27 protein-coding genes, 2 tRNA genes and 1 pseudogene are annotated in these 25758 nt (G+C 63.7%); 22 read left to right on the top strand and 8 right to left on the bottom strand.

Annotated elements, in window-relative coordinates:
• Positions 1-12: 12 nt before the first annotated feature.
• Entirely contained in the window at positions 13-1020 is a 1008-nt protein-coding gene (locus AC5V87_RS37055; protein ID WP_495369404.1) for an LLM class flavin-dependent oxidoreductase, read from the bottom strand.
• A 160-nt stretch (positions 1021-1180) separates the two neighbouring features.
• Here AC5V87_RS37055 and AC5V87_RS37050 point away from each other — a divergent pair.
• Together AC5V87_RS37050 and AC5V87_RS37045 are read left to right on the top strand one after the other, a co-directional pair.
• Positions 1181-1378: pseudogene (locus tag AC5V87_RS37050) on the top strand (ferric reductase); the annotation flags it as partial.
• Between the two features lie 807 nt (positions 1379-2185).
• Positions 2186-3286 carry an IS4 family transposase gene (locus AC5V87_RS37045; RefSeq protein ID WP_456836948.1) on the top strand — a complete coding sequence of 367 codons (1101 nt, stop codon included), beginning with the start codon at positions 2186-2188 and terminating at the stop codon, positions 3284-3286.
• A 284-nt stretch (positions 3287-3570) separates the two neighbouring features.
• Here AC5V87_RS37045 and AC5V87_RS37040 read toward each other — a convergent pair.
• Positions 3571-3645 (bottom strand) — tRNA-Thr (locus AC5V87_RS37040).
• 315 nt (positions 3646-3960) lie between these two features.
• On the opposite strand from AC5V87_RS37040, the gene AC5V87_RS37035 reads away from it, so the two are divergent.
• From AC5V87_RS37035 to AC5V87_RS36975, 13 genes are all read left to right on the top strand, one after another.
• Entirely contained in the window at positions 3961-4161 is a 201-nt protein-coding gene (locus AC5V87_RS37035) for a hypothetical protein (RefSeq protein ID WP_495369403.1), read from the top strand.
• 12 nt (positions 4162-4173) lie between these two features.
• Positions 4174-5880 carry an FAD-dependent oxidoreductase gene (locus tag AC5V87_RS37030; protein WP_495372005.1) on the top strand — a complete coding sequence of 569 codons (1707 nt, stop codon included), beginning with the start codon at positions 4174-4176 and terminating at the stop codon, positions 5878-5880.
• A 197-nt stretch (positions 5881-6077) separates the two neighbouring features.
• Positions 6078-6386, top strand: coding sequence for an EthD family reductase (locus AC5V87_RS37025; protein WP_495369402.1), 309 nt, complete (start codon positions 6078-6080; stop codon positions 6384-6386).
• A gap of 187 nt (positions 6387-6573) precedes the next feature.
• Positions 6574-7083 carry a hypothetical protein gene (locus AC5V87_RS37020; protein WP_495369401.1) on the top strand — a complete coding sequence of 170 codons (510 nt, stop codon included), beginning with the start codon at positions 6574-6576 and terminating at the stop codon, positions 7081-7083.
• Positions 7084-7208: 125 nt separating this feature from the next.
• On the top strand, positions 7209-8033 hold the full coding sequence (locus AC5V87_RS37015) for an alpha/beta fold hydrolase (RefSeq protein ID WP_456842248.1): 825 nt from the start codon (positions 7209-7211) through the stop codon (positions 8031-8033).
• Positions 8034-8318: 285 nt separating this feature from the next.
• The gene (locus tag AC5V87_RS37010) at positions 8319-8768 is read left to right on the top strand and encodes a DUF2948 family protein (protein ID WP_495369400.1); all 450 of its coding nucleotides are present in this window, start codon (positions 8319-8321) and stop codon (positions 8766-8768) included.
• 145 nt (positions 8769-8913) lie between these two features.
• Positions 8914-10209 (top strand): histidinol dehydrogenase, encoded by a 1296-nt coding sequence (hisD, locus tag AC5V87_RS37005; RefSeq protein WP_495369399.1) that lies wholly within the window; start codon positions 8914-8916, stop codon positions 10207-10209.
• Positions 10206-10703 carry a UPF0262 family protein gene (locus AC5V87_RS37000; RefSeq protein ID WP_027561449.1) on the top strand — a complete coding sequence of 166 codons (498 nt, stop codon included), beginning with the start codon at positions 10206-10208 and terminating at the stop codon, positions 10701-10703. The genes hisD and AC5V87_RS37000 overlap by 4 nt, the downstream gene beginning before the upstream one ends.
• 72 nt (positions 10704-10775) lie before the next feature.
• The gene (locus AC5V87_RS36995) at positions 10776-11243 is read left to right on the top strand and encodes an arsenate-mycothiol transferase ArsC (protein ID WP_495369398.1); all 468 of its coding nucleotides are present in this window, start codon (positions 10776-10778) and stop codon (positions 11241-11243) included.
• 156 nt (positions 11244-11399) lie between these two features.
• Positions 11400-12029, top strand: coding sequence for a Maf-like protein (locus AC5V87_RS36990; RefSeq protein WP_456842252.1), 630 nt, complete (start codon positions 11400-11402; stop codon positions 12027-12029).
• A 148-nt stretch (positions 12030-12177) separates the two neighbouring features.
• Entirely contained in the window at positions 12178-12360 is a 183-nt protein-coding gene (yacG, locus tag AC5V87_RS36985) for a DNA gyrase inhibitor YacG (protein WP_456842253.1), read from the top strand.
• A 185-nt stretch (positions 12361-12545) separates the two neighbouring features.
• Positions 12546-12621, top strand: a tRNA-Phe gene (locus AC5V87_RS36980).
• A gap of 265 nt (positions 12622-12886) precedes the next feature.
• On the top strand, positions 12887-13606 hold the full coding sequence (locus tag AC5V87_RS36975) for a hypothetical protein (protein ID WP_495369397.1): 720 nt from the start codon (positions 12887-12889) through the stop codon (positions 13604-13606).
• 109 nt (positions 13607-13715) lie between these two features.
• Here the strand turns inward: AC5V87_RS36975 and AC5V87_RS36970 are convergent, their stop codons facing one another.
• Positions 13716-14657 carry a GlxA family transcriptional regulator gene (locus tag AC5V87_RS36970; protein WP_495369396.1) on the bottom strand — a complete coding sequence of 314 codons (942 nt, stop codon included), beginning with the start codon at positions 14655-14657 and terminating at the stop codon, positions 13716-13718.
• Between the two features lie 149 nt (positions 14658-14806).
• Here AC5V87_RS36970 and AC5V87_RS36965 point away from each other — a divergent pair, with 149 nt between their 5' ends.
• Together AC5V87_RS36965 and AC5V87_RS36960 are read left to right on the top strand one after the other, a co-directional pair.
• Positions 14807-15826, top strand: coding sequence for an alcohol dehydrogenase (locus AC5V87_RS36965; RefSeq protein ID WP_495369395.1), 1020 nt, complete (start codon positions 14807-14809; stop codon positions 15824-15826).
• Between the two features lie 62 nt (positions 15827-15888).
• Positions 15889-16713, top strand: coding sequence for an alpha/beta fold hydrolase (locus AC5V87_RS36960; RefSeq protein WP_495369394.1), 825 nt, complete (start codon positions 15889-15891; stop codon positions 16711-16713).
• 326 nt (positions 16714-17039) lie between these two features.
• Here the strand turns inward: AC5V87_RS36960 and AC5V87_RS36955 are convergent, their stop codons facing one another.
• The 4 genes from AC5V87_RS36955 to AC5V87_RS36940 form a co-directional block, all read right to left on the bottom strand.
• Complete coding sequence (locus AC5V87_RS36955) at positions 17040-17402, bottom strand: hypothetical protein (protein WP_456842258.1); 363 nt, start codon at positions 17400-17402, stop codon at positions 17040-17042.
• 15 nt (positions 17403-17417) lie between these two features.
• A complete protein-coding gene (locus AC5V87_RS36950; protein WP_495369393.1) occupies positions 17418-18551 on the bottom strand; it encodes a hypothetical protein in 1134 nt (377 codons plus the stop codon).
• Positions 18552-18740: 189 nt separating this feature from the next.
• A complete protein-coding gene (locus AC5V87_RS36945) occupies positions 18741-18911 on the bottom strand; it encodes a hypothetical protein (RefSeq protein WP_456842260.1) in 171 nt (56 codons plus the stop codon).
• Between the two features lie 436 nt (positions 18912-19347).
• Positions 19348-19959 (bottom strand): hypothetical protein, encoded by a 612-nt coding sequence (locus AC5V87_RS36940; protein WP_495369392.1) that lies wholly within the window; start codon positions 19957-19959, stop codon positions 19348-19350.
• 476 nt (positions 19960-20435) lie between these two features.
• Here AC5V87_RS36940 and AC5V87_RS36935 point away from each other — a divergent pair, with 476 nt between their 5' ends.
• The 3 genes from AC5V87_RS36935 to AC5V87_RS36925 all read left to right on the top strand — a co-directional run bounded on the left by AC5V87_RS36935 (position 20436) and on the right by AC5V87_RS36925 (position 22707).
• Complete coding sequence (locus AC5V87_RS36935; RefSeq protein ID WP_495369391.1) at positions 20436-21185, top strand: anti-sigma factor family protein; 750 nt, start codon at positions 20436-20438, stop codon at positions 21183-21185.
• Between the two features lie 396 nt (positions 21186-21581).
• Positions 21582-22127, top strand: a complete 546-nt coding sequence (locus AC5V87_RS36930; RefSeq protein ID WP_456842263.1) for a sigma-70 family RNA polymerase sigma factor — start codon at positions 21582-21584, stop codon at positions 22125-22127.
• Between the two features lie 331 nt (positions 22128-22458).
• Positions 22459-22707 (top strand): hypothetical protein, encoded by a 249-nt coding sequence (locus AC5V87_RS36925; RefSeq protein WP_456842264.1) that lies wholly within the window; start codon positions 22459-22461, stop codon positions 22705-22707.
• 81 nt (positions 22708-22788) lie between these two features.
• On the opposite strand, the gene AC5V87_RS36920 is transcribed toward AC5V87_RS36925, so the two are convergent.
• The gene (locus AC5V87_RS36920; RefSeq protein WP_495369390.1) at positions 22789-23931 is read right to left on the bottom strand and encodes a helix-turn-helix transcriptional regulator; all 1143 of its coding nucleotides are present in this window, start codon (positions 23929-23931) and stop codon (positions 22789-22791) included.
• Positions 23932-24331: 400 nt separating this feature from the next.
• Here AC5V87_RS36920 and AC5V87_RS36915 point away from each other — a divergent pair, with 400 nt between their 5' ends.
• Entirely contained in the window at positions 24332-25003 is a 672-nt protein-coding gene (locus AC5V87_RS36915; RefSeq protein ID WP_495369389.1) for an FABP family protein, read from the top strand.
• Positions 25004-25023: 20 nt separating this feature from the next.
• The gene (locus tag AC5V87_RS36910) at positions 25024-25749 is read left to right on the top strand and encodes a RibD family protein (protein ID WP_495369388.1); all 726 of its coding nucleotides are present in this window, start codon (positions 25024-25026) and stop codon (positions 25747-25749) included.
• The last annotated feature ends 9 nt before the right edge of the window (positions 25750-25758 follow it).

Below are 25758 nucleotides of genomic sequence, written 5' to 3'. Positions count from 1 at the left end.
CTGCGATCGCCCTCACACCGCCGGCTGCTGCGCCAGCCGATCCCGCACCTCGGCCGCGATCTCGAACGAGCGCAGGCGCGCCGCGTGGTCGTAGATCTGGCCCGTGGTCATCAATTCGTCCGCGCCGGTCTCGGCGATCAGCGCCTTCAGCTTTTCCTCGACCACGTCCGGCGAGCCGACTGCGGAGCAGGACAGCGACTGGCCCACGCCGGCCTTCTCGGCCGGCGACCACAGCGCGTCCATGTCGTCGACCGGTGGCGGCAGGGGCCCCGGCGTGCCGCGGCGCAGGTTGATGAACTGCTGCTGCAGCGAGGAGAACATGCGCCGCGCCTCCGCGTCGCTGTCGGCGGCGAACACGTTGACGCCGATCATCGCATAGGGCTTGTCGAGCTGGGCCGACGGCTCGAAGCGCGCGCGATATTCGCGCAGCGCCGGCATCATCATCTGTGGCGCGAAATGCGAGGCGAAGGCGAAGGGCAGGCCGAGCATCGCCGCAAGCTGCGCGCCGAAGGTGCTCGATCCCAGGATCCAGAGCGGCACCTTCGTCCCCATGCCCGGCACGGCGCGGATCGCCTGGTTCGGCTGCACGTCACCGAGCAGCGCCTGCAGCTCCAGCACGTCGTGCGGGAAATTCTCGGACGTGGTGGCGAGGTCGCGCCGCAGCGCCCGCGCGGTCAACTGGTCGGTGCCCGGCGCTCGCCCGAGGCCGAGATCGATCCGGCCGGGATAAAGCGATTCCAGCGTGCCGAACTGCTCGGCGATGACAAGCGGCGAATGGTTCGGCAGCATGATCCCCCCAGAGCCGACGCGGATCGTCTTCGTCCCGCCTGCGACATGGGCGATCACGACTGAAGTCGCCGCGCTCGCGATCCCCGTCATGTTGTGATGCTCGGCGAGCCAGAAACGCTTGAAGCCCCACGTCTCCGCATGTTGCGCGAGATCAAGCGAATTGCGGAACGCCTGCGACGCGTCGCCGCCCTGACGGATAGGTGCGAGGTCTAGGATGGAGAAAGGGATCATGGGCGGGGTACCGGCGTGGAGGGACTGCGAAGATCATATGTAATGCCAGCGTGCAGGAAGCTGCTCTCGCCGCCGGCGGCCGCATTCACAACCCTGTTATTGCGACGTAGGGCGTCCTTCGTCTCGACTGGGCGTGTTGCGCCTGTTGCTGCTGGCCCGGGTGATCCTGATCTGGACCGCCCTTGTCACGGCGATCGGCGTGCCGATCGCGTTTGCCGAGGCTAGCGAGCAGCTCGCATAGCGCGGCCCGGTCTACATCCTCGCCGGCTTCGCCGGGATCATCGCCCTCGGCCTCGTGCTCGTTCAGCCCCTGCTGATCGGCGGCTATCTGCCGGGCTTCTCGGCCTATCGCGGCCGACTACAGCAATGCCAATGAGTGCAACGAGTTTCTATGAAGGCCGAAGGCGACCAGGCCGGCGAGGAGCAGTGCAGTTCCAGTCACGATCAGGCAACACGCAAACACTATTGGAGCCTCTGGTTCGTCACGAATGACAAAGACGATAATAGATAAAACTTTACCGACAATCGAAAGGAAGAATTAACCTTACCTGCGCGACCCGTCGGCAACACGCCCGCCTCCCGCCAAATCCCGTCAATCCCCTTCCGCAAAAATATTCCACTTTACCGAAATTCGGATTTGCGGCACTATCCCGGCCATCCCGGTCCCCGGAGAGGGGCGATCGTACGTCGTGTCGAACGTGGATCGGGTTGCGGTGGACGCGGCAGCGCCGGGCACGGGTATGCGGGACCAGGGCGAGATGAACCTCGTGAGGTCTTTGCTCCGTGCGGACGGACGGCGCTGCGCCCGGCGAAGCTCCTCGAGCGAAGCCGGGCCGACGCGTACGGCGAAAGCGCGTGGTCCTGACCGTCGTTGCTACGGTCAAGCCTTGCGGAGATGGATCGAGGCTCAACCGGGCCTCAAGCCATCGCCAATTCGCGAGGTGACGGAGGCCAGAAGGAACTCGGCTCCGGGGAGAGCGCGTATAAGCCGTCAACCCATCGCGCAGGGAAGGCCGGGTGTTCTCCGGCCCACCTGTTTCCCGCCTGCGCATTTGCGTGTGCAATCCTTCGCGCAGCGGATCATGGGTGCCAGCCGGCACCCGGCCTTCCCCATAGGCGTTAAGTTTATTCTTGAGTGTTGGAATCACACGTGATTCCAAGGGGCATGGCAGACGAATCGCTTCTAAATGAGGACTGGACGAGAGTGGTTGCGCAGCTGGGTGGGGCTGAGCAGCTTGAGATAAGCGCGCGCCAGACGAAGGCTTTCGCGCGGCGGCGCCAAATTCCAGACGCGGTGGCGTTGCTTCGGCTGATGCTGGCCTATTGTTTAGGGGAAAGAGGATTGAGATCGACAGCTGCGTGGGCGGCTTCTGTTGGCCTTGCGGACCTCAGCAGCGTGGCGTTGTTCTATCGCCTGCGTCAATGTGGCGATTGGTTTGCAGTGCTGGTGGAGAGCTTGCTCGATGCGGCAGCGCCGAAGGCGAGCCGAGGCCGCCTGATCCGCATCGTCGATGCGACGACAGTACCTCAGGCCGGGCCGACTGCCCGCAGGAGCAGTGAGCTTTGGCGGCTTCATAGTGCATTTGATCTGCCAAGTGAGCGCTTTGGTCACTTCGAGCTAACGGATCAGCAAGAGGGCGAAACGTTTGACCGGATACCAGTAGTCAAGAACGAGATCCGCATTGCTGACCGCGCTTATCTGCAACCTGACCGCATCGCGGCTGTCCGCGCGGCTGGTGCCGACGTTCTGATCCGAGCAGGCTGGAAGAACGCGCGCTGGCTTGATGCCCAAGGCCTTCCATTCGATCTGATGGCCCAATTGCGTGCGGCAAAGGCACGCGGACTGATCGATCGGAGGATTTGGATCAAACGCAAGGACGGGGCGCCTCTGGCTATGCGTCTGGTTGCGGTCAAGAAGCCCACCGGTGCGGCCGCGGCTTCGCGTCGTAAAGCTCGGCGAGACGCACGAGACGAAAACCGCATCATCTCCAAAGGGACTCTGGAAGCCGCGGATTGGGTCATTCTGGTCACGTCGCTCGCACGGGACGAGTTCTCCGCCAAGGATGTGCTTGCACTCTATCGACTGCGATGGCGGATCGAACTTGGCTTCAAGCGACTGAAAAGCCTGATTGGTCTCAAGACACCGCCTGGAACTGATCAGCGTTCGGCGAAGCCCTACCTGCTGGCTCACCTCTTGATTATCCTGCTGCTCGAGCCGCTTGTCCGCGACTTCGAGGACTCTCCCCACTGGAAGCAGGCCGCCTGACGACACCTGGCGGTTGGCGTATCTTGCAACAACTCGTTGCATCCTTGCTGCAAGCAATCATTCCACAACCAACCATCCGCCGCTTGCGCCGCAGTAAGCGAGCGCTCGGGCGGCACCTGCGCGAGCCTCCCCGAAAACGTCAATATCAATCAATGCTTGCGCTACCTTAACGCCTATGCGGCCTTCCCTGCGCCCTCCCATTGGAGGAGGGCGAAAGAGGAGAGCAAAACTCGGGCGTTTGGTGCCGCGAGAATGCCGATCTGCGCGTGATTGAACCGAAGAAATGGTGCTGCCAGACAGGATTGAACTGTCGACCTCTCCATTACCAATGGAGTGCTCTACCACTGAGCTACGGCAGCATGTGCTGGGATCAGAATCGGCCGCCACGGGGCCTACCAAGCGGGCCGATATCTGCCACAAGCCCCCCTCCTGTGCAAGCTTGCTGGTCCCGTCAAAACGAGAAAATCGGGCTGATATCGGCGCCCAAATGCCCGTTTTGGCGCGAAACGACCGTCTTTTTGCCGATTCGGGTTCCGATATCCCCGCCCAACTGGCCAATTGGCCCACTTGGCGGATTGGACTCATTTGGAGTTTCGCACGATCGAATTGCGCGCGCCTCTTGAGCTGCCACGTTGATGGGGCATGTTATCGCCGATCCCGCGAATGGAGCCGTGATGGCTGACGAGAACGACAAGCGCGCGCGGCAGGCGAAGACGTCCCGGGACGACCGGCTGAAGTCGGCGCTGCGCGAAAACCTGAAGCGGCGGAAGGTGCAGGCGCGCGAACGCGCCGCAGGCACCGAGCCCGCGCGGAACGATGATGATTCCCTCGACGAGGGAGCCGCCGGAAAGCCAGGCGGCTCAATTTTGCAATGAGCGAGAATGATGATGGCGCAGGACGAGGTGCAACGAACCGACAGGAACGCGCTCATGGCGCGGTTCACGCGTCCCGAGCAGACCTTTCCGGCGCTGGCGCCTGCCGAGATCGAGCGCCTGCGCCATTTCGGCGAGCTCAGGCGCTATAAAGATGGCGAGCTGCTGTTCGAGACCGGCAAGCAGGGTCCCGGCATGTTCGTGGTGCTGGCGGGCCACGTCGCCATCACCCAGCGCGACGGGCTCGGCCATGTCACGCCGGTGATCGATCAGGGGCCGGGGCAGTTCCTGGCCGAACTCGGCCAGCTCTCGGGCAGGCCGGCGCTGGTCGACGGACGCGCCGAGGGCGAGGTCGAGGTGCTCCTCGTTCCGCCGAACCGGTTGCGTGCGCTGCTGGTGGCCGAAGCCGAGCTTGGCGAGCGCATCATGCGTGCGCTGATCCTGCGCCGGGTCAATCTGATCCAGGGCGGCATCGGCGGGCCCGTGCTGATCGGGCCCTCGAACTCCGCCGGCGTGGTGCGCCTGCAAGGCTTCCTCACCCGCAACGGCCAGCCGCATCATCTGCTCCACCCGGCCAGCGAGCATGATGCAGCCGAGATCATCACGCGCTATTCGCCGAAGCCGGAGGATTGGCCGCTCGTCGTCACCGCCGATGGCACCGTGCTGCGCAATCCCAGCGAGACCGAGCTCGGCCGCGCCATCGGCATGATCGGCGGCGCCAAGGATGATCGCATCTACGATGTTGCGATCGTCGGCTGCGGACCGGCGGGGCTTGCAACCGCGGTCTACGCGGCATCCGAGGGGCTCTCGGTCGCCGTCGTCGACACCCGCGCGTTCGGCGGTCAGGCCGGCGCCAGCGCACGCATCGAAAACTATCTGGGCTTTCCGACCGGCATCTCGGGCCAGGCGCTGGCGGGGCGCGCCTTCACCCAGGCGCAGAAATTCGGCGCCGAGATCATGATTCCGATGTCGGTGAAATCGCTGGATTGCTCGCGCACACACGGCACCTTCGCACTGGCGCTGGATTGCGGCGACACCTTGCGCTCGCGCGCGGTGGTGGTCGCAAGCGGTGCGCGCTATCGACGGCCTGAGATCGCCAACCTCGAGAAGTTCGAGGGACGCGGCGTCTGGTACTGGGCCTCGCCGGTCGAGGCGCGGCTCTGCGCCGGCGAAGAGGTCGCGCTGGTCGGTGGCGGCAATTCGGCGGGGCAGGCGGCCGTGTTCCTGTCGGGCCATGCGAAGCGCGTGCTGATGATCATCCGCGGCGGCGGCTTGGGGGCCAGCATGTCGCGCTATCTCATCGAGCGCATCGAAGCGACGCCGAACATCGAATTGATGTTCAACACCGAGATCACCGCGCTCGAGGGCGACGAGACCTCGCTGTTGCGGCGCATCCGCTGGAAGAGCCGGCTCTCGGACGACGAGGATGAAGCCGAGATCCGAAATCTCTTTTTGTTCGTCGGCGCCGATCCCGCCACCGGCTGGCTCGACGGCTGCGGCGTGACGCTCGATCGCGGCGGCTTCGTCGTGACGGGCGCGCAGTCCGAGCAGAACCAGGGCAAGCTGGTGGCGCCGCTCGAGACCTCCGTGCCCGGCGTCTACGCCGTTGGAGACGTCCGCTCCGGCTCGGTCAAGCGCGTCGGCGGCGCCATCGGCGAGGGCGCACAGGTCGTCGCCTCCCTCCACGGCTATCTCGGCGACGCCGCAAAGCCGGCGCTTTAGAGCACGATCCGGACCCGAAGGGCCGCGTTAGCGAAAAGTGTGAAGCGGTTTTGCGAAAACATCGTGCTCAAACAGTGAGTCAAGAACAGGACAAGCAAATGGCAAGTCGAATTCGGCTTGCCATTTTGCTGCGCCATGCGTGACTATCTCTCCTCATCCTCAGGATCCACCAACAACACGTTTCAAGGGAGGACTAAATGGCCGAACTCGTCGTGCTCTACAAAACGCCCAAGGACGCTGCCGCCTTCGACAAGCATTATGCCGAGATCCACATTGCGCTCGCCAAGAAGCTGCCCGGCCTGAAGAAATACGCCGTCAGCACGGGCCCGGTCGGCTCGCCCGCCGGGCCGTCCGGAATCCATCTCGTCGCCATCCTCACCTTCGACAGCGTGGGCGACATCCAGAAGGCATTCGGCAGCGAAGCGGGCAAGGCAGCAGCCGGCGACGTGCCGAAGTTTGCCAGCGGCGGCGCAGACCTCCTGATCTTCGATACCAAGGAAGTGTGAGCCTCGATTTCAACTTTTGTCGAAGCTGCTGTCGTTTGTGACAGCGCTGCAAAAAAATCAGCCATGCGTTTGTCGATTCGCACGATGACGCATGGCTCCGCACGCGCCTGTGACATCGCGCATGTAGCCATCCGATGAGGACCGTAATATCAATCTCCATCTCAATGCAGAGCGTAGGAGAGGTGTCATGGTCCTTGGGTTGAGCCTGCCCGCCTTCACACTGGTCCATGTCATCATCAGCCTGATCGCCATCGCCGCCGGCCTTGTCGTGATGTTCGGCCTGCTCGGCTCGAAATCGATGCCGGGCCTCACCGCGACCTTCCTGCTGTTCACCATCCTCACCAGTGCCACCGGCTTCCTGTTTCCGTTCAAGGAGCTGCTGCCCTCGCACATCATCGGCATCATCTCGCTGGTGCTGCTCGCGATCGCCTGCTTCGCGCTCTATGGCATGAAGCTCGCCGGGGTCTGGCGTCCGGTCTACATCGTCACGGCGATGGTCTCGCTCTATTTCAACGTCTTCGTGCTGGTGATCCAGTCGTTCCTGAAGGTGCCGGCGCTGGCCGCGCTCGCGCCCGCCGTGCCGCCGGCGCCGCCCTCGGGTTCGGTGTTCGCGGTGGTGCAGGGCATCGTGCTGGTGTTTTTCGTGGTGTTGACGATCGGCGCCTGGCGCCGCTTCAAGCCGATGACGTTTGCTTGATCGCTATGCTCTCGTCATTCCGAGATGCAACGCATCGAACCCGGAATCTCGCGCAACAATCTCCAGATTTCCGGGTTCGCGCTTCGCGCGCCCCGGAATGAATCGAGGCAATAAGGAGCCCCACCATGCCCACCATCACCACCAAAGACGGCGTCGAGATCTTTTTCAAGGACTGGGGCTCAGGCCAGCCGATCGTGTTCAGCCATGGCTGGCCGCTGTCGTCGGACGATTGGGACGCGCAGATGATGTTTTTCGTCACGCGCGGCTACCGCGTCATCGCCCATGACCGCCGCGGCCACGGCCGCTCCTCGCAGGTCGCCGACGGCCACGACATGGATCATTATGCTGACGATCTCGCCGCGGTCACCGCGCATCTCGACCTCAAGAACGCGATCCATGTCGGCCATTCCACCGGCGGCGGCGAGGTCGTGCACTACATCGCGCGCCACGGCGAGAGCCGGGTGGCGAAGGCCGCGATCCTCTCCGCGGTGCCGCCCTTGATGGTGCAGACCGCGGCCAATCCCGGCGGCCTGCCGAAGAGCGTGTTCGACGGCTTTCAGGCTGCGCTCGCGGCCGGCCGCTCGGCCTTCTACCGCGATATCGCCGCCGGCCCGTTCTACGGCTACAACCGCCCCGGCGCGCAACCGTCGGAAGCGGTGATCCAGAATTGGTGGCGCCAGGGCATGATGGGCGGCGCGAAAGCGCATTACGACGGCATCGTGGCGTTCTCGCAGACCGACTTCACCGAGGACCTCAAGAAGATCAACGTCCCCGTCCTGGTAATGCACGGCGACGACGACCAGATCGTGCCTTACGCTGCTTCCGCGCCTCTCTCGGCCAAGCTGCTCAAGCAGGGCGTCCTGAAGACCTACAAGGGCTTCCCGCACGGGATGCCGACCACCCACGCCGAGACCATCAACGCCGACCTGCTGGCGTTTTTCAAGGAGTAAGCGGGACGCGACTCTTACCTCCCCTGCCCTCCAGGGGAGGGTGAGCCCGTCACTTCAATATCGCCCGGATCGCCTCGAACGTCCACTTCACGAAAAGCTCCGGGGACCGCCAGTGCCTGCGAAGATCATGCCGCAAGCGACGGATTTCGCCGCGGCCGCGATGCTTTGGGAGGTGTCGGCGACGCTGACCGGTGTATCCTTCGACGAGATCGCCGCCGCCGGGTGAAGGAAATTTCCGTCACCGCGCGCGTTGAGCTCTGTCGCCCTGAAGGAGAAACGCCCGCGATGTCTCCCCAGCTCAAGATGATCGCGCTCGATGCCGACGATCTCGCCGTGATCTCGACCCATGTCCAGGATGCCCGCGTGCAGGCCTCCGACATCATCTGGCGCCAGAGCGAGAAGCGGCTGGTGGTTGGCATGCACCGGCTGGACTGGGAGCAGACGCTGGCGGGCGAGGCCGAGCCGCGCCGCCTGGTCGCCGCGCTTCGCTTCGATCGCGTGCTCGCCTGCAAGTCGCGCAACATCGATCTCGACGCGCCGGACAAGGTGCTGGACCTCGTCGGCATCGAGTTTCACCCCCAGGACGGGCGCGCCGAGGAGCCCGGCGGCAGCGCCCTGCTTTTGTTCGCCCAGGGCGGCGCCATCCGCCTCGACGTCGAATGCCTGGAATGCGAGCTGACCGACCTCGGGGCGGACGAACTGGGAACGGGGCTGGAGATCGAGGGGGAGGGGTGAGGTCACCTGTATACCAACTGATCCGCCTCAGGCCTTCGCCTGCGGGGCACCCGCCAAGGGTTGACGCCGCTTCCCCGCCGCGCCATTGAGCAGGGGGCCGGGTGAGCCAATCCGCCCCAAAGTCCAGCCGGAAGCCAAGCCAAAAATGCCCGTTCGTCTCGACCGCAGCAGCGCCGATTTTGACCAGCGATTCGCGGCCTTCCTCGCCGCCAAGCGCGAGGTCTCGGCCGACGTCGAGGCCGCCGCGCGCGCGATCGTCGACGAGGTCGCCAAGCGCGGCGACGCGGCCCTGCTCGAGGCCACCGCCAAGTTCGACCGCTTGACGCTGGATGCATCGGGCCTGCGCGTCACTGCCGCCGAGATTGACGCCGCAGTGAAGGCCTGCGATGCCGCGACGCTGGATGCGCTCAGGCTCGCGCGCGATCGCATCGAGACCTATCACCGGCGCCAGCTGCCGAAGGACGAGCGCTTCACCGATCCGCTCGGCGTCGAGCTCGGCTGGCGCTACACCGCAATCGAATCCGCCGGCCTCTACGTGCCCGGTGGTACCGCGGCCTATCCATCCTCGGTGCTGATGAACGCAGTGCCGGCCAAGGTCGCCGGCGTCTCGCGCCTCGTGATGGTGGTGCCCTCGCCGGACGGCAAGCTCAATCCGTTGGTGCTCGCGGCAGCGCATCTCGGCGGCGTCACCGAGATCTACCGCGTCGGCGGCGCGCAAGCCGTGGCTGCGCTTGCGCACGGCACCGCGACGATCGCGCCGGTCGCCAAGATCGTCGGCCCGGGCAACGCCTATGTCGCCGCCGCCAAGCGGCTGGTGTTCGGCAAGGTCGGCATCGACATGATCGCCGGTCCCTCCGAAGTGCTGGTCATCGCCGACGATACCGGCAATGCCGACTGGATCGCCGCGGATCTCCTCGCGCAGGCCGAGCACGATGCCAGCGCGCAGTCGATCCTGATCACTGATTCTGCGCGGCTGGCGGCAGATGTCGAAACGGCCGTCGAGGCGCAGCTGAAGACGCTGCCGCGCACCACGATTGCCACCGCCTCCTGGGCCGATTTCGGCGCGATCATCATGGTGAAGAACCTGGCCGACGCGATCCCGCTCGCGGATGCGATCGCCGCCGAGCATCTCGAGATCATGACTGGTGATCCCGACGTGCTCGCTGCAAGGATCCGCAATGCCGGCGCGGTGTTCCTTGGCGCGCATACGCCGGAGGCGATCGGCGACTATGTCGGCGGCTCCAACCACGTGCTGCCGACGGCGCGCTCGGCGCGGTTTTCCTCGGGGCTCTCGGTGCACGATTTCATGAAGCGCACCTCGATCCTGAAATGCGGGCCGGACCAGTTGCGTGCGCTGGGACCTGCCGCGATGACGCTCGGGCAAGCGGAAGGTCTCGACGCCCATTCGCGCTCGATTGGATTGCGCCTCAATCTGTCATGACAAAGCCGCCCGAACAGGACGACTCGCAGAACCGCATCGTCGGCGTCACGCTCGACGAGGACTCGATCGGCCGTTCCGGGCCCGACATCGAGCATGAGCGCGCGATCGCGATCTACGACCTGATCGAGCAGAACCTGTTCGCGCCCGATGGCGCGGACGGGCAGGGCCCGTTCACGCTGCATATCGGCATCACCGGCAACCGGCTGATGTTCGACATCCGCCGCGAGGACGGCACGCCGGTGGTCGCGCATCTGCTCTCGCTGACGCCATTCCGGCGGATCGTGAAGGACTATTTCATGATCTGCGACAGCTATTACCAGGCGATCCGCACCGCGACTCCGGACAAGATCGAGGCCATCGACATGGGCCGCCGCGGCATCCATGACGAGGGATCGCGCACGCTGCAGGAGCGGCTGAAGGGCAAGGTGCGGGTCGATTTCGAGACCTCGCGCCGGCTGTTCACGCTCATTACCGTCCTGCACTGGAAAGGCTAAACGCGCATGATCCCGAAAAGTGGGAACCGGTTTTCGGATCGGATCATGCGCAAGACAAAAAGAGCGTAAGCGATGGCTGCGCCCCCACGCGCACGCGATCCGCAATCGGTGCTGTTCGCCTGCGCGATGAACAGCGTGCGCTCGCCGATGGCCGAGAGCCTGTTGCGGCACATGTTTCCGCAGGGCCTCTACGTGAAGTCGGCCGGCGCCAGGAAGGGCGAGCTCGATCCGTTCGCGATATCCGTGATGGCCGAGCTCGGTCAGGACATCTCCACCCACAAGCCGCAGACCTTCGAGGAGCTGGAGGATTGGGAGGGGCTCAATTTCGACCTCATCATCACGCTCTCGCCCGAAGCGCACCACAAGGCGCTGGAGCTGACCCGCACGCTCGCCGCCGACGTCGAATACTGGCCGACGCACGATCCCACCACCACCGAGGGCAGCCGCGACCAGAAGCTCGCCGCCTACCGCGACGTCTGTGACCAGCTCCTGATGCGCATCCGCCGGCGGTTTGCCAAGGTCGGCGCGGCGAGCGGGTAAGGGTCGAAGGCTCGTAACACCCGCGTCACAGAGCGCAGGCACACGCATATCTGGGTGCCTCGAATCACCTAATCTCGGGTTCCCGGTTGTGAAATCAGCCCCCTTCCGATAGGTTCCGCGCGCAATTCACCCCCGCTTCATCCCCCAAATCATCTGATGCTCGGCCGCCCCAAATTCGTACTTGCCTCCGGTTCGCCGCGGCGCCTGTCGCTGCTCAACCAGGCCGGCATCGAGCCGGATGCGCTCCGGCCGGCCGACGTCGACGAGACGCCGAAACGGGGCGAGCTGCCGCGCGCCTGCGCCAACCGCCTCGCACGGGCCAAGGCCGACGCGGCGCTCAAATCGGTGCGGCTCGACGACGAGCTGCGCGGCGCCTTCATCCTCTCCGCCGACACGGTGGTGGCGGTCGGCCGCCGCATCCTGCCCAAGGCCAATCTGGTGGACGAAGCCGCGCAATGCCTGCGGCTGCTGTCGGGCCGCAACCACCGCGTCTACACCGCCATCTGCCTGGTCACGCCGCGCGAGGCCTTCCGCCAGCGCCTGGTCGAGACCCGCGTCCGCTTCAAGCGCCTCTCGGAAGACGACATCCAGGCCTATATCGGTTCCGGCGAATGGCGCGGGAAGGCCGGCGGCTACGCCGTGCAGGGCATCGCCGGCTCCTTCGTGGTGAAGATGGTCGGATCCTACAGCAACGTGGTCGGCCTGCCGCTCTACGAGACCACGACACTGCTCGGCGGCGAGGGTTTCCCGATCCGCTTCGGCTGGCTCAACGCCACCGCGGTCTGAAGCACACCGATAAAAATCTCGAAAACAACCCCATGCACAGTAGAATGGCTCGGCCGGACCCCGGCCGGGTCGCATGCGCCGCTGCTCCCGGAACCTGTTTGCGGACTGGCGTTTAAAATCCTTCACACCATGTAAGCTGCGCCCTGTCATGGACGACCTCGTCAAAAAGCCGACCGGCCCGCTCAAAACCTGCCCGATCTGCGGCAAGCCCGCTGAGCATGCCACCCGCCCGTTCTGCTCCTCGCGCTGCCGCGACGTCGATTTGAACCGCTGGCTGAAAGGCTCCTACGTCATCCCCGGCCGCGACGATGAAACTGACGACGTCGAATAACCAAAGAATATCAGTGTCTTGATGGAGTTACCGCCACGCCGCGCGCCTGCCGCGGCAACCCGGTCCCGGCTTGTGCACAGCCGGGCCGCGCCCGGCGAAGCCTGTTGGCGAAGCCGGGTGGACAGGCAGCCCTGAGCCCACTATAAACCGCCCGCTCGATGGGCCTTGGGTCCTTCGCTCAGCACGCCCAGGTAGCTCAGTTGGTAGAGCATGCGACTGAAAATCGCAGTGTCGGTGGTTCGATTCCGCCCCTGGGCACCAAATCCACGCTTTTCCACGCTGGAGCACGATCTCGTACGATAGCGCCTCGCCAGATGATCGGCGCGAAGCGCGCTCGCGTATTTCTCTTGAAACGGCATCGTAGCGGCGGCTTCAAATCAGCGCACGCGTGGAAGAGGCATCTGAACCCGGCTCGCGGCGGTGTCTGGAATCAAGGCATCTAAGTCGTTCGGCAGGCGTGGCCGACCGCCTAGGCTCCCGCCACAAAGGCCGCGCGATCCCGTGCGGCTTCCGCAGGAGCCCAATAATGAAGCAACTCAAGGATCTTGCCATCGAAGCTCATGGAGGCCTCGATCGGTGGCGGCAGTTCGAGCAGGTGTCGGCCGATCTTGTGCAGGGCGGCGTCCTGTGGTCCTTGAAGGGACAGGCTGTCACCCTCGAGCGGACCAACGTCACCGTGGGTTTGAAGAGGCAGTGGGCGTCACACGCTCCGTTCGGCGCTGACAATCGGCGCTCACGTTTTGAGCCGAGCCGGGTGGCTCTGGAAGCAGACAACGGAACGGTTCTCGAAGAGCTGCTTGAACCGCGCCCGAGCTTTACCGGCCATGAGTTGCAAACGCCGTGGACTGAACTGCAACTCGCCTACTTCGCCGGCTGCGCGATGTGGACCTATCTGAACATGCCGTTCCTGCTCGCCTGGCCGAGAGTTGAGACAGAGGAACTGGAGCCCTGGCCGACCGACAGCGGCGACTGGCGCCGCCTTGCGGTGCGATTTCCGGCAGAAATTGCGACGCACAGCACCGTCCAGACGCTCTATTTCGACGGTGAGGGGCTGCTGAAGCGCCACGACTACAACGTCGAGATATCCGGCAACACGTCCGGCGCGCATATCATCGAAGACTACACGGAAGTCTCGGGCATCAAATTCCCGACGAAACGCCGTATCTATGCCCGCCAGCTAGACGGCAGTTTCAGCACCGAGCCCCTCGTCGTTTCGATCGATCTCTCCAACATCCGGCTCAGCTAGCGATGAGCCTATGGAATCCAAGCTCGACGGCGTGAGAATCCGGTGGCCCTTTGACGACTGGTCCGACGTGGGCCGCCTTCTCACACGCACTGCCGTGGTCGCGCGTCGATCATAGCGCGGCGAGCGGTCCGGCGTCGTTGCGGATGGCTCTGGGGACCTCTCCAAGCACGCGCGCAAACGCCAGACGCATCCGCTCCCGGTTCGCGAACCCCACCTCGCGAGCGATGACCTCGATCGGCAACCGGCTTTGTTCCAGCATCAACTTCGCGGCTTCGACCCGCAACGCTTCGACCGCTTTTGCGGGCGTGGTGCCGGTCTCCGCCCGAAACAGCCGCGTGAACTGCCGGGGGCTGAGGCACGCGGCCTCAGCAAGTTCGTCAACGGTCAGGCTTTCGGCAAGGTTCTGACGAGCGTAGTTCAGCACGCGCTGGACTCGATCTTCATTCGCGCCGAGGTCCAGCAAGGTGGAATGCTGGGACTGTCCGCCTGAGCGGCGATGGTACATGACCATGCCCTTCGCCACCGAACGGGCAATATCGGAGCCGTGGTCGCGCTCGATCATGCCCACGACCAGGTCCGTCCCCGCGGTCATGCCGGCTGACGTCCAGATCGGCCCATCCGCGATGAAGATCTTGTCCATGTCGACCTCGCAGCTGGGGAAACGGTCCTGCAGCGCCTGCGCGTAACGCCAATGCGTGGTGGCGCGCCGGCCGTTCAGCAAGCCTGCATCTCCCAGGACGAACGAGCCGAGGCAGATGGCGGCGACGCGGCGCGCGTCGCGAGCAGCGGCGCGAAGCAGCCGGACCAATCCCGGCGAAGAGGTCGGTACCTCCAGGCCCGCGGCGACGATCAGCGTGTCATAGGGCGCGTCGTCGAATGGGTCCGTCATGACCTGCATGCCGGCCCACGAGGCGACCAGCCCTCCTTCTTCGGAGAGGACGCGCACGTCGTAGAGCGTCTCGCCGGCTTGCTTGTTGGCCACGTCAAACGCTGCTACGGCCCCGAAGCAGATGGGTTGGAAACTCGGGCAAAGGACCAGGCCGACCTTCATGCTTTCTCCGTGACGGTTGCTACCCGCCTAGATGGTTCTTCCAGCGACGTTTCGCCATGCATGGCCGGAATGATGGCATCTACGTCCTGTCGACTTGGGCAGGCCACTGGTAGCGCTCTGACAAAAGTTTTTCAGACCCTGGAGCTTTCATGTCGAGCGAACCGACGACATACAGCGCTGTTCAGGCCGTCGCGCCGGGACAGCTCGAACTGACGCAAAAGCCGCTTGTCGATCCCGGCCACGGGCAGGTCCGCGTTCGCGTCGAGGCCTGCGGTGTCTGCCATTCCGACGCCGCGACGGTCGAAGGGGCTTTCCCGATCCAATGGCCGCGCGTGCCGGGCCACGAGGCTGTAGGCGTGATCGACGCGGTCGGCAGCAATGTCGAGGGTTGGACGCTCGGGCAGCGCGTCGGCATCGGCTTCCTCGGAGGCAGTTGCGGACATTGTGCAGAGTGCCGCGGCGGCGATCTCGTCAATTGCCGGAACCAGGAGTTCACCGGCGTTCATCATGACGGGGGCTACGCGCAGTACATGCTCGCGCGCTCAAGTGGCCTCGTGTCGATCCCCGATGGGCTCACCTCGGAAGACGCCGCTCCGCTGCTCTGCGCCGGACTGACGACGTTCAGCGCGCTCCGCAACTCTCCCGCACGCGCCGGCGATCTCGTCGCTGTGATCGGCATTGGCGGTCTCGGGCACCTCGCCGTGCAGTTCGCCCGGCGCATGGGCTTCGAGGTCGTGGCGATCGGGCGCGGACCGGACAAGGGTGGTCTCGCCGGAAAGCTCGGCGCTCACCACTATGTCGACAGCTCGACCGTCGCGGTTGCTTCCGCGCTGCAGGATCTGGGCGGCGCGCAGCTCGTCGTCGTCACCGCGTCAGGTGGTAGGGCCGTGGCAGACGCGGTGAAGGGGCTTCGGCCGCGCGGCCGGATCATCGCGCTCGGCGCATCTGCCGAACCTGTGGAGATCGCGACGTCCGACCTCCTGTTCGGCGGGCGTTCGATAGAGGGCGCCTTGACCGGCGATCCAGCGAGCGCCGATGCCACCTTGCGGTTCAGCTCACTCGCCGGCGTCGCCGCCATGATCGAGATGATGCCGCTGGAACGCGCGCCGGAAGCGTATCGCAAGATGATGGCGGGCGAAGCCCGCTTCCGCATCGTTCTCACCATGTAGATGCGCCGTCAATCACAAGAATTGGCTCCGCATCAAGCAATGCAAGTCACGAAGGAGCAACCATGTCGCTCGAAGCCGCTAGAACAGAATATTTGAACATCGGTGATGTGCGCTTCGGCTTCCGGCGGCTCGGCCCGACGGTCGGGACGCCGCTCATCCTGCTGCAGCACTTCACCGGGACAATGGATGCCTGGGATCCGGCAGTGGTGAATAGCCTTGCTGAAACGCGGCCCGTCATTCCGTTCAACAATCTCGGCATCGGCACCTCGACCGGCCGGACGCCCGATACGGTGGAGCAGATGGCGTCGGATGCCGAGACGTTCATACGAGGCCTTGGCCTACCAAAGGTCGATCTCCTTGGCTTCTCCCTCGGTGGCATGCTCGCTCAGGTTCTTGCCGAGCAGCACCCCGGGTTGATCCGCAAGCTCATCATTGCGGGCGCCGCACCGCGCGGGGGCGAGGAACATCTGCTCGCCGTAGTCGACGAAGCCTTCGCCCGAGGTGCGCCCGATGTCCGGTTGCCCCTATTCTTCACCCCCTCCGAAGAAAGTCAGCGCGCTGGCCGCGCCTTCGTCGCCCGCGCCACGATGCGCAAGCAAAATCGTGATCCGGACAGCGGTGAGGATGTCAGCAACGCGCAGGCGAAGGCAATCATTGGCTGGTGCGCCAGGAAGCATGAAGGAAAGGCGACGCTCCCCGCCATCTCGCAGCCCACGCTCATCGTGCACGGCAGCGACGACACGATGTTTCCGAGCATCAACGCCTACGACATGTTCAAGGCGATGAGGAACGCCCAGCTCGTTCTCTATCCGGATTCCGGCCACGGGGCGTTGTTCCAGTATCCAGGGCGGTTCGTTGCCCACTGCCGAACCTTCCTGGACGAGTGAGGGGGGCTGATGCGTGATCCTCAGCGGCAGGCAATCGAGGCCCATGGCGGCCTCGTTGGCGTCGACATCACAGACTATCGCTTCGCCTGAGGGCGGCTATAGCGAATTCCCGCCGCCGTGCCAGCGCTCACGCCACCATAGTAAGGACAAACAGCCGTCCCTCCTGTCGGTGGTTGCGTATGATTCCCTCCCCGGGCACCAAGCTTCCATTCGGAATAGAGCTACGAACCCGAACAGCGGGCGCGGACCTGGTTGGCCCCGAGATTGCCTGGCCGCGCGCGTTCAAAACCCCTGCTCGCATATTCGCGTTGATCTGCATAACCAGTTCAAGACGTTGGTGGCTCGAACACGCAAAGTATCAAAGGCTTTTCGCTTGCGGCGAAGCAGATATGCCATCGGCCATCCTGCGACTGCCTTCGCGCCTTCTGGGAAGGAACGAAGAGTGTGGCTCCCTCTTCGGTTGTCATCAGGAAGCCGTCGGCCCGAGCTCGCACGCTGGAAACAGGATGGCAGTCGCCGTCATGGCAGCAATCGTAGGGGTACCACTTCACGGCGGTGCCGTCGCGGCCATGATGGACGTGCGCGCTGGCCGGAATCGCCGGCGCAAGCCACTGGCCGAGAATCGCGGCTGACAGGATCAATGTCGGCTGGCACCAAGGCGCCACGGCTCTTTGGAGTATCTTGAGCATCGGGGGGCCTAAAATTCACGATGCCGGCTTGTCACGGCGCAGGCGGCCGAGCGTCTGCAGAGGCAACAGGCCTGTCCTCGCGTAGAGCGCCGCACCGAGTTTGATGATGAGGGGAAGCGCGAGCACGGGAATCACGCACACGGCGACATAGCCTTCGGTCAGCGGCGGCAGGCCGAAGCTCGCGGCAGCCCAGGCCAGCGTGACGTTGCGGTTTCCACTGACAAGGCCGATGGTGCCGGCAAGCTGCAAGCCGAGACGGGAGAACGCCAGTGTAGCCAGCAGGCACAGTCCGAAATTGGTCCCGATGGCGGCCGTGAGCATTCCCTCGAAGCGGCGCGGGCTGCTTTGCCACTGGGCGAGCACACCATGCGAGGTCGCCAGGCCGACGATGATCAATCCGATGACCGCAATGCCGGTCGCGGCGCGCTGGTCCGGCAGCACGACCGCGATTCTCTCGCGGAATTTGAGCGCGAGGAAAGCGACCAGCGCCGCCAGGCCAATTATGCTGAGAAGCCGCAGCGCCAGCATTCCCGTGTCAAACGTAACGCCGAGGCCAAGCAGCGTCGCGAACCCCGGAAGTGAAATCGGTGCAAGCAGCGTCAGCGAGATCGAAACGATCAGCGCAAGACGGGGCTGCAGCCGGAGCATTGCCGCAATCGCTGCCGCGCTGCCGACCGGCGGCGCAAGCAGCGACAGCAACACGCCTGCTCGGAGCGATGAATCCAGCGGGAACAGCGACAGCAGACCAGCGGCTGCCAGCGGAAGGCCGATGCCGACCCAGGCAATCACCACCGCGAGGAGCCAATTGGGGGACTTCGTCTCGGAGGGGGCGAGGCCGGCGGTGAGAAAGGAGCCCAGCGTGAGCAGCAAGGCCGACACCGGCAACAGTCTGTAGCCGAGATCACCAAGTGGATGACTGATGACTCCGAAACAAAGGGCAGCGACCAGAAGGATCGGCCCCTGTCCGCCAATGAGGGAGATCATTCTTCCGACGATACTCATCTCGATGTGCCACCCATTCGAATGTTGAACTCTCAACCCGATCGGGGTTTCACCCAGACGGGCGGAATGATGTTGACGTGCTCCGATGCCTGTCGCTGCCAGCTTTGGGCACGCCGCGTTCCCCGCGTGGCGCATGAGTTGCGTCACGCTCCACTTGCAGCCGAATCGAACAGAGATCGCGGAGGCCTCATGCCGGCCACCGCCGAACGCGAGAAGGAGCCAAATCTGGTTCTGCGTCCGCTGCCCTCGGCACAACCGGTTCGGCCACACGACCCGCCGCTTGCCGGTCGATCAGCTCATGGCCGGTCTGCTGGGCCGAGCCGATATCTGTTGACGTCAGGGCAGGATCGTCATGACAGCAACGTCATCTGCCGAGAAGCCGGGTCCGCTGGCCGCGAAATACAGCGCGACGAGCACGAGCAAGGCCAGGGACGCGTAACCGATGATGATCCACGCATCGTAATCACGAACCGAAGAAATCTCGCGGGTGTGCTCTAGAATTGCCATGATGCATAACTCCAGTGAAAATCAACTCGAGGATTTACCAGCCAAGGACGATCGACCAAGCCAGTTGCGCAAGGCGTCGCAGCCGACCGTCATCTCAATCGGTCCAGGCGAACGCTAACTTGCTGAGTTGCCGAGGCGCCTTTCGCGACCTGTGTGTCGGCGGATCCAAGGAGGAGCAAACCGACCGCGATAAGAGCGGCTAGACCTGCGGAGTAGACACAGCACCAACCAATCTGCCATTTCCGCCAAAGCTCTTGATCCTCGGGCCTGAGGTACTCCAGATATGCTTTGGTCCGACAATCCACCACCAAGTGTTTTGTCATTTGAGACTCCAATACGAATATCTCCACGCATTTCGAAACACCTCCGGACGATCATATCGGCGATGACTTGGCAACCGCGATCTGGCAACCGATCGTGTCCTTGCTCGAGCGGATCACTCGCAGCGTGCAACCACCTGTCGCCTTGCGAAACCCTGTTGCTGCGCGACGATGTCACTACACAACGCGCTCTCCAAATCTGTTGCAACGAAACGCGGATGCCTGACATCAATGCAGGCGCGGTACGTGCCGAATTCCAGATCGAGTCTGGCCTGCGCCCGATGCGCAATTCGTCGCATCGGCCAGTTGTCCCTGGAATAGGCGAGCTGATAGCTTCGCGCGCCTATTAGCGGGGCACATCGCAGCGCGGCCTCCACAAGCCGCCAGCCGAGGCGCTGCCCGCGCGAATCCTGTTCGACGACCAGCAACAGCTCCATCTCTCCGCAGATGACGCGCGGGTAAAGCTCGAGAATTCCGCACAGCCGGTGCCTCGTGAAGACGCCGAGCATCAGCGAGGTATCTTGCAGCGCGCTGACTGCGTGTAGTTCGGCTGCGGCGTCGGAGACCGGCCCGCCAAATCGTCCCCAGCGCGTCTCCGGATCAAGGCCGGTGAAAAAGCGGTGAACTGCCGGAAGGTGGCGCGCATCGAGGCGGTGAACGGCGGGATCGAGCATCGTCGCTCCGGATGAGCTCGGTACAGCCTGCAAAGGCTCGTCAGCTACCAACATCAACATCCTCCACTTCTGGCGGCGTGACCGGCTATCCCGCCCCGCGGGGCTCATTGAGGTAACTTGATGCAACGCGGAAAAATTCCGCTCTCGCGCGAAGAAATGTTTGGCTGCCCCGTGGGAATAAATGACGCGTCACCTGAGTCTGATCAGGTCTGCCGCTCCAACCGGCAGCTTGATGGACGACGCGCTGTGCCGCCTCGTACGCTGCGGCGCAGCGCCATATTTTTGTTGAATGGCGGGAATTTTGGGTTCCAGTTTGAGTCAGCTAGGTAGGGAACAAGGTTGGTCCGCCGGACGACGACAGGATCTGTCAGTTCAGACCGACAAGCCTTCGCGCTCATCCGGATGCGGGAGACAACAGTGGCTCTGGTCAGATTCGAGGAATTTCGCGAGATCGCGGACGTAGCGGGCGCGCCGATCGGTCCGATGATACCGGGACGTGCCCTCGTGCTCCGAACCGGGAGCAGGTTCTGATGACCTTCGCCAATGACGACGAGACGCAGCTCGTTCATGCCTATCTCGACGGCGAGCTCGACCTCGCGACTGCACTGATGATCGAGCGCAAGATCGCCGCCGACCCGGCGCTTCGCAAGCTCGCCACCGAGGTTTCTGCCTTGAAGATTGCACTTGCGAAGACATTCCCGCGCGAGTCCGTACCGGCGCAGCTGCGCACACGGATCAGGGCTGCCGTGGGAATCGAACGCATCTGGCGACCGCAACGCTGGATGTTGATGGCGGCGTCACTGATGATCGCCGTTGCAATGTCGAGCGCGTTGACGGCCATCGGGCTGCGCGAGCTCACGCCGAGCAACACGGGTGCCGAACTGATCGATGGACACCTGCGTTCGTTGATGGCCGCGCAGCCGACGGATGTCGGCTCCTCCGATCGACACAAGGTAAAACCCTGGTTCAACGGGCGGATCACGCAATCACCGCGGGTTGTTGATCTCGGCAGCCAGGGCTTCGAGCTCCTCGGTGGCCGGGTTGATGTGGTGAGCAAGGTGCCGGTTCCGACGCTGGTCTATCGGAAACGGGAGCACATGATCAGCCTGACCGAAATTGCCGAGCAAGGCCGCATGGGCGTGTCGTTCGAACGGCGCACAGAGAACGGCTTCAACGTTATCCAATGGCGAGACCGTGACCGGTCCTACGTGGCGATCTCGGACCTGAATTCCGCCGAGCTCGAGGCTTTCGTAAAGTCGTTTCGAGACGCCGCGGGATAGCGACCTTACCCAGCACCAGACGAGCCAGATAGGCAAGCTCACAAAGTGTATCCGGCGGCCGCCGACCAAGGCGTATCGGCTTGTTATTACGCAGCAATCCGCGTCGCCGCAGGTCCAGTTGAAATGGGCCAACCTAATTTCGCCGCCGACCATCGACTTGCACCGATGCTGGAGTGCACGCGACCTTTAAGATTCATGCGCTTGCACGCGAACGGAAAGCACAAGTTCGTGGCCTATTTCACCAACGAATGACAGACTGCCGATTATGATGGCGAGGGTGCAAAGCCCATCCTTTGCAGGTGGGACAATTTTCTGACGCGGGCGACCGGTCGCTGGAGACGTGCGGCACCGAAGCCAAATTTATTGCAGGCAGATTGCGTAGTTTCGCAGAAGGTCATGTTGGACCCCGACGACAATGGAGAGCGGTTCGCGAGGCTGATTGCGCCCTACCTGGCGGATGCGTACGCCTTTGCGCGTTGGATCACCCGCGACCGGGCGGATGCCGAGGATGTCGTGCAGGAAGCGTGCATCAGGGCATTTCGGGCCATGAATCGCTTTTCGGGACCGAATGCACGCGCCTGGCTGCTCACGATTGTCAAGAATACCGCCTTTACCTGGCTCAGAGAGAAGCGGGCCGCCGCTCTGGTCAGCTTCGACGAGCTCGGCGAGGACGATCGCTTGGCTGTCGAGCGGAGCGGCGAGCTCGGAAGCGACGGATCACCTGAGACGGCGCTCATTGCCGCGGCTGACGCGTCCAAGCTGGAAGCAGCAATCGCGTCTTTGCCAGCCGACTTCCGGGAAGTGCTCGTATTGCGCGATATTCACGGACTCGAATATCGTGAGATCGCCGAGATTACGGGGACGCCGACTGGAACGGTGATGTCGAGGCTCGCGCGCGCCCGACAGAAGCTGATCGCACGCGTGAAGGAGGACAATTCCTGAGGGCGCCGCAGATCGTGGTTCAACGAAGCTTTTGGCGAGATCGGACCTCGTCAGAATTATGCACTTATTTCAACGGCATGCGAGTTCACAGTTTTTGTATTGAATGGCGCCATCGCTCATTCGCTGAAGCCCACGACCCCCCGCAACCTGAAAGGCGGCTGCGGATCCGCCCTCGCAGCGGCTCACCAGCGTCCGCTGACAAGCCGAGCATCCCGCAGCGCGCAGTCAAGTCCCCCGCCCGATCGCGCCACCCATTCCTGGCATTCGGCTTGCTGAGTCAGGACCAAAGCCCGGTCCCGGCATGGAGACCGTTTCAGGTTGAGGCAAAGCAATGCAGGAAGTGTCCCGTTCTGGTACTGCCGACGAACTCCGGCTCGATGGGTTGATTGCCGATCTATGGTGGCGCGTTCGGCTGCTCAACACCGACATTCTCGAGGAAGAGGCGAAAGCCGGGGTGTTCGACGTGCAGCAGCCGACCTATCCGATGCTCGCGGCGACCCTTCGCGCGCGACGCGACAATCTGGTCGCGACGATCGGCCTGCTCGAGCAGCGTGCGAGATCGATGTCGGAGGCGGCCTGAGAGCGGTCTTGGATCGAAAGGCACCGCCCGGCTTCGTCAGACTGTCGTCGTCCCGTCATTGGCGTCGGCATCAAGCGCGCCCTAAACCGGAAACGTCAGCGACTTTGCCAGCCTGACCAGATCGACCTGGCGACGGCAGCCGGTCTTTTCGAAGACGTGGACGAGGTGGCTCTTGACGGTGCTGATGGACACGCCGAGCAGCGCCGAGATCGCCTCGCGGGTGTGGCCCTCGCAGATCAGCTCGAAGATGCGGATCTCGGCCGGCGTCAGATCGTAGAGCTGGTTGAGCGCGTCGTGCGGCATTCGCGGCGGTCCGGAGGCCGACGCCACGAACAGGGCGGCGGCGGCCCGCTGGATCAAGCCGGCGCGCATATGGCTGCGCCGTAGCGGCAGGACGTGGATGACGAGCGGCTCAGCACCCGGGCGCGGGATCGGGATGCCGATGCCTTTCTGGCCGAGCCTCGCCTCGTCCTTCGCGGCCTGCGCGACCGCCGCTTGCAATGCGGCGGTGGTCGCTGCGGACTGAACCGCGATCCGGTCGTGTCGCGCCACGATGGGATCGCCGGCTGCAAGCATCGCATTGGCTGCGGCGTTGGCGTGAACGATCTTCGAGTCCTCGTCCACCAGCACGACACCGGTCGTCAGAGCCTCCACCGTCGCGGCGAATGTCGCGGTTTCCACCGCCTTCATGTCGAACAGGTTGCTGATCGTCACGGCCCGGCGGATATGCGGCGCGAGCAGGCGCAATCCGCTGAGCTGCGCATCGTCGATGGGGCCCGCCGATTGATGCTGACTGAAGATCGCATTTCCGACCATCGCCCTGTCGCGCACGAGACCGACGGCAACGGCGTCGAACAAGCCCTTGGGCAAGGCCCATTCGCGATAATAACGATTGCTGGAAATGATGTCGTGCCGGACCGCCTGGGATTGAACGATGGGCTCGCCGAGCGGGTATTGCTGAATGCGCTCGACACCACCCCAGAGCTCGATGATGTCGGGCCCATAGCCGATGCCATTCTGGGTCATCTGGGCGAGGTCGGACCCGGAGACCGCGTTGACGACAGCCTTCATGTTGGTGAGGCTGGCGACCGAGAGCGCGCCGGTGGCAAAGCCGAACTCCGCGCAAATCCCGTCCAGAACCCCGGTCCAGCGTTCGGGTGCGATCACACAATCATAGATATTGCCGATGAGATCCGAGAACTGTTCGACCGAGGCCTGCTGCATTCCAAACTGCTCACTTGAAAATAACTGAAGTCACTGAAACTCGTTCTGGATTCATTCGCCGAGGGCGAATGTCACAGCCCATCGACAGATGGTCTTATCGGCGCAAACGGCACCGTCGAACACAAACTTTTGTGACGCCTCCAGGGCGGGTGCCACGATTTCCCGAACCGAGATGTCCGCGGCTTCATTGCCCAGGTCCGACGCTTGATCGGCATGCTGCCTGATCAAGATTGCGGCAGCGTGTCGGGCTGCAGGATTTTACGATGCAACTTCAATTGCCGAATCATGAGGCATCGCCGCATGGCTCGAATGCCCTCCGGCGTTGGTCGGAGGCACGGGTTTGAATCCACGCCGCATTCGCCTGTGCTATTGCTGCCTCCGCAACTTCCGCGAGGCCCCCATGCTGCCCCTTCCCGCCGACATCTTCACCGAACCCGAGAACGTCTCGCCAGACGCCCTTGCCAATCTCGGCCCGCTCCGCCGTCTGGCCGGCACCTGGCAGGCAGACAAGGGCATCGACATCAATCCGAAGGCGGAGGGGCCGGAGCGGCGGACCTTCATCGAGCGCATCCGGATGGACCCGATCGATCCGCAGGCCAACGGCCCGCAGCTGTTTTATGGCCTACGCTACCACATCCACATCAACACGCCCGAGGAAGACATCACCTTCCACGACCAGGTCGGTTATTGGCTGTGGGAGCCCGCGACCGGGCTGATCCTGCAGACGCTGGCGATCCCGCGCGGACAGGTGCTGCTCGCCTCCGGCAACGCCAGGTCTGACGACGGAAAGATCTCCGTCACGGCGAGGCGCGGCGACACCGCTTACGGGATCTGCTCGACCGATTTCCTGGAACAGGCCTTCCGCACCGATTCCTACCGCTGCGACATCACTTTCAACGAGGATGGAAGCTGGACCTATCTGATCCAGACCGAGTTGTTCGTCCGCGGCGCGCCGTTCGATCATCACGACACGAATACGCTCAGGCTCGTCGCGCCGCCGAAGCTCAATCCGCTCGCCGTGATCGTGAACGATCGCGCCAAGGCCGAAAGCGGCAGCGGCACCGCGACTTGAGCGTTATCTGGAGAACTGCCATGAAGCCCTACGTCATCTGTCTGATGCACTCGAGCCTCGACGGCCGCACGCATCCGAGCCGCTGGCGTCCCAAGGGCGCGGGCACCGACTGGTTCGAGAAGATTCACGAGGAGCTCGGCGGCGATGCCTGGGTGATCGGCCGCGTTACGGGCTCGGAGTTTGCCAAAGGCAAACCCTATCCCGCGGCGTCCAGCGAGACGTTTCCACGCAAGAGCTGGTTCGCCTGGGGCGATGGCCAAAAACCGGATGTGAAGAGCTATGGTGTCGTGCTCGATGCGCGAGGCAAGATCAGTTGGGGCCGTTCGGATATCGGCGGCGATCCGCTTCTGGTGGTGTTGACCGAGGGCGTGCCGGATTCGCATCTGGCCGGACTTCGCGGCGAGGGCGTGTCTTACATTTTCGCCGGCACGTCCGAGATCGATCTTGTGCTGACGCTGGACATCCTCAATCGCGACCTTGGGGTGAAGCGTCTCCTGGTGGAGGGCGGCGGTGTCGCCAATGGCGCGTTCCTGCGCGCCGGTCTCATCGACGAATTCAACCTGATCCTCAGCCCCGCGATCGACGGCGCGAAAGGTGCCCCGTTCGTGTTCGATTCGACCGAAGCGGATGCCGACAAGCGCGCGCCGATCAAGGCGATGACGCTGGAGAGCACGCGTGACCTCGGGGGCGGCGTTCTGCTGCTGCGCTATCTGATCAAGAACGATCCGCAAGCCGTAGCGATGTGAAGCGCCGGC

Source organism: Bradyrhizobium sp. SOJA106, from assembly GCF_059448745.1.
The sequence above is the reverse complement of the archived record's forward strand: the minus strand, read 5'-3'. Positions and strand labels throughout refer to the sequence as shown.

What these genes read in the sequence shown, in the direction of transcription:
- AC5V87_RS37055 (WP_495369404.1), bottom strand. Translation starts at nt 1,020, where the DNA reads ATGATCCCTTTCTCCATCCTAGACCTCGCACCTATCCGTCAGGGCGGC.
- AC5V87_RS37045 (WP_456836948.1), top strand. Translation starts at nt 2,186, where the DNA reads ATGGCAGACGAATCGCTTCTAAATGAGGACTGGACGAGAGTGGTTGCG.
- AC5V87_RS37035 (WP_495369403.1), top strand. Translation starts at nt 3,961, where the DNA reads ATGGCTGACGAGAACGACAAGCGCGCGCGGCAGGCGAAGACGTCCCGG.
- AC5V87_RS37030 (WP_495372005.1), top strand. Translation starts at nt 4,174, where the DNA reads ATGGCGCAGGACGAGGTGCAACGAACCGACAGGAACGCGCTCATGGCG.
- AC5V87_RS37025 (WP_495369402.1), top strand. Translation starts at nt 6,078, where the DNA reads ATGGCCGAACTCGTCGTGCTCTACAAAACGCCCAAGGACGCTGCCGCC.
- AC5V87_RS37020 (WP_495369401.1), top strand. Translation starts at nt 6,574, where the DNA reads ATGGTCCTTGGGTTGAGCCTGCCCGCCTTCACACTGGTCCATGTCATC.
- AC5V87_RS37015 (WP_456842248.1), top strand. Translation starts at nt 7,209, where the DNA reads ATGCCCACCATCACCACCAAAGACGGCGTCGAGATCTTTTTCAAGGAC.
- AC5V87_RS37010 (WP_495369400.1), top strand. Translation starts at nt 8,319, where the DNA reads ATGTCTCCCCAGCTCAAGATGATCGCGCTCGATGCCGACGATCTCGCC.
- hisD (WP_495369399.1), top strand. Translation starts at nt 8,914, where the DNA reads ATGCCCGTTCGTCTCGACCGCAGCAGCGCCGATTTTGACCAGCGATTC.
- AC5V87_RS37000 (WP_027561449.1), top strand. Translation starts at nt 10,206, where the DNA reads ATGACAAAGCCGCCCGAACAGGACGACTCGCAGAACCGCATCGTCGGC.
- AC5V87_RS36995 (WP_495369398.1), top strand. Translation starts at nt 10,776, where the DNA reads ATGGCTGCGCCCCCACGCGCACGCGATCCGCAATCGGTGCTGTTCGCC.
- AC5V87_RS36990 (WP_456842252.1), top strand. Translation starts at nt 11,400, where the DNA reads ATGCTCGGCCGCCCCAAATTCGTACTTGCCTCCGGTTCGCCGCGGCGC.
- yacG (WP_456842253.1), top strand. Translation starts at nt 12,178, where the DNA reads ATGGACGACCTCGTCAAAAAGCCGACCGGCCCGCTCAAAACCTGCCCG.
- AC5V87_RS36975 (WP_495369397.1), top strand. Translation starts at nt 12,887, where the DNA reads ATGAAGCAACTCAAGGATCTTGCCATCGAAGCTCATGGAGGCCTCGAT.
- AC5V87_RS36970 (WP_495369396.1), bottom strand. Translation starts at nt 14,657, where the DNA reads ATGAAGGTCGGCCTGGTCCTTTGCCCGAGTTTCCAACCCATCTGCTTC.
- AC5V87_RS36965 (WP_495369395.1), top strand. Translation starts at nt 14,807, where the DNA reads ATGTCGAGCGAACCGACGACATACAGCGCTGTTCAGGCCGTCGCGCCG.
- AC5V87_RS36960 (WP_495369394.1), top strand. Translation starts at nt 15,889, where the DNA reads ATGTCGCTCGAAGCCGCTAGAACAGAATATTTGAACATCGGTGATGTG.
- AC5V87_RS36955 (WP_456842258.1), bottom strand. Translation starts at nt 17,402, where the DNA reads ATGCTCAAGATACTCCAAAGAGCCGTGGCGCCTTGGTGCCAGCCGACA.
- AC5V87_RS36945 (WP_456842260.1), bottom strand. Translation starts at nt 18,911, where the DNA reads ATGGCAATTCTAGAGCACACCCGCGAGATTTCTTCGGTTCGTGATTAC.
- AC5V87_RS36940 (WP_495369392.1), bottom strand. Translation starts at nt 19,959, where the DNA reads ATGTTGGTAGCTGACGAGCCTTTGCAGGCTGTACCGAGCTCATCCGGA.
- AC5V87_RS36935 (WP_495369391.1), top strand. Translation starts at nt 20,436, where the DNA reads ATGACCTTCGCCAATGACGACGAGACGCAGCTCGTTCATGCCTATCTC.
- AC5V87_RS36930 (WP_456842263.1), top strand. Translation starts at nt 21,582, where the DNA reads ATGTTGGACCCCGACGACAATGGAGAGCGGTTCGCGAGGCTGATTGCG.
- AC5V87_RS36925 (WP_456842264.1), top strand. Translation starts at nt 22,459, where the DNA reads ATGCAGGAAGTGTCCCGTTCTGGTACTGCCGACGAACTCCGGCTCGAT.
- AC5V87_RS36920 (WP_495369390.1), bottom strand. Translation starts at nt 23,931, where the DNA reads ATGCAGCAGGCCTCGGTCGAACAGTTCTCGGATCTCATCGGCAATATC.
- AC5V87_RS36915 (WP_495369389.1), top strand. Translation starts at nt 24,332, where the DNA reads ATGCTGCCCCTTCCCGCCGACATCTTCACCGAACCCGAGAACGTCTCG.
- AC5V87_RS36910 (WP_495369388.1), top strand. Translation starts at nt 25,024, where the DNA reads ATGAAGCCCTACGTCATCTGTCTGATGCACTCGAGCCTCGACGGCCGC.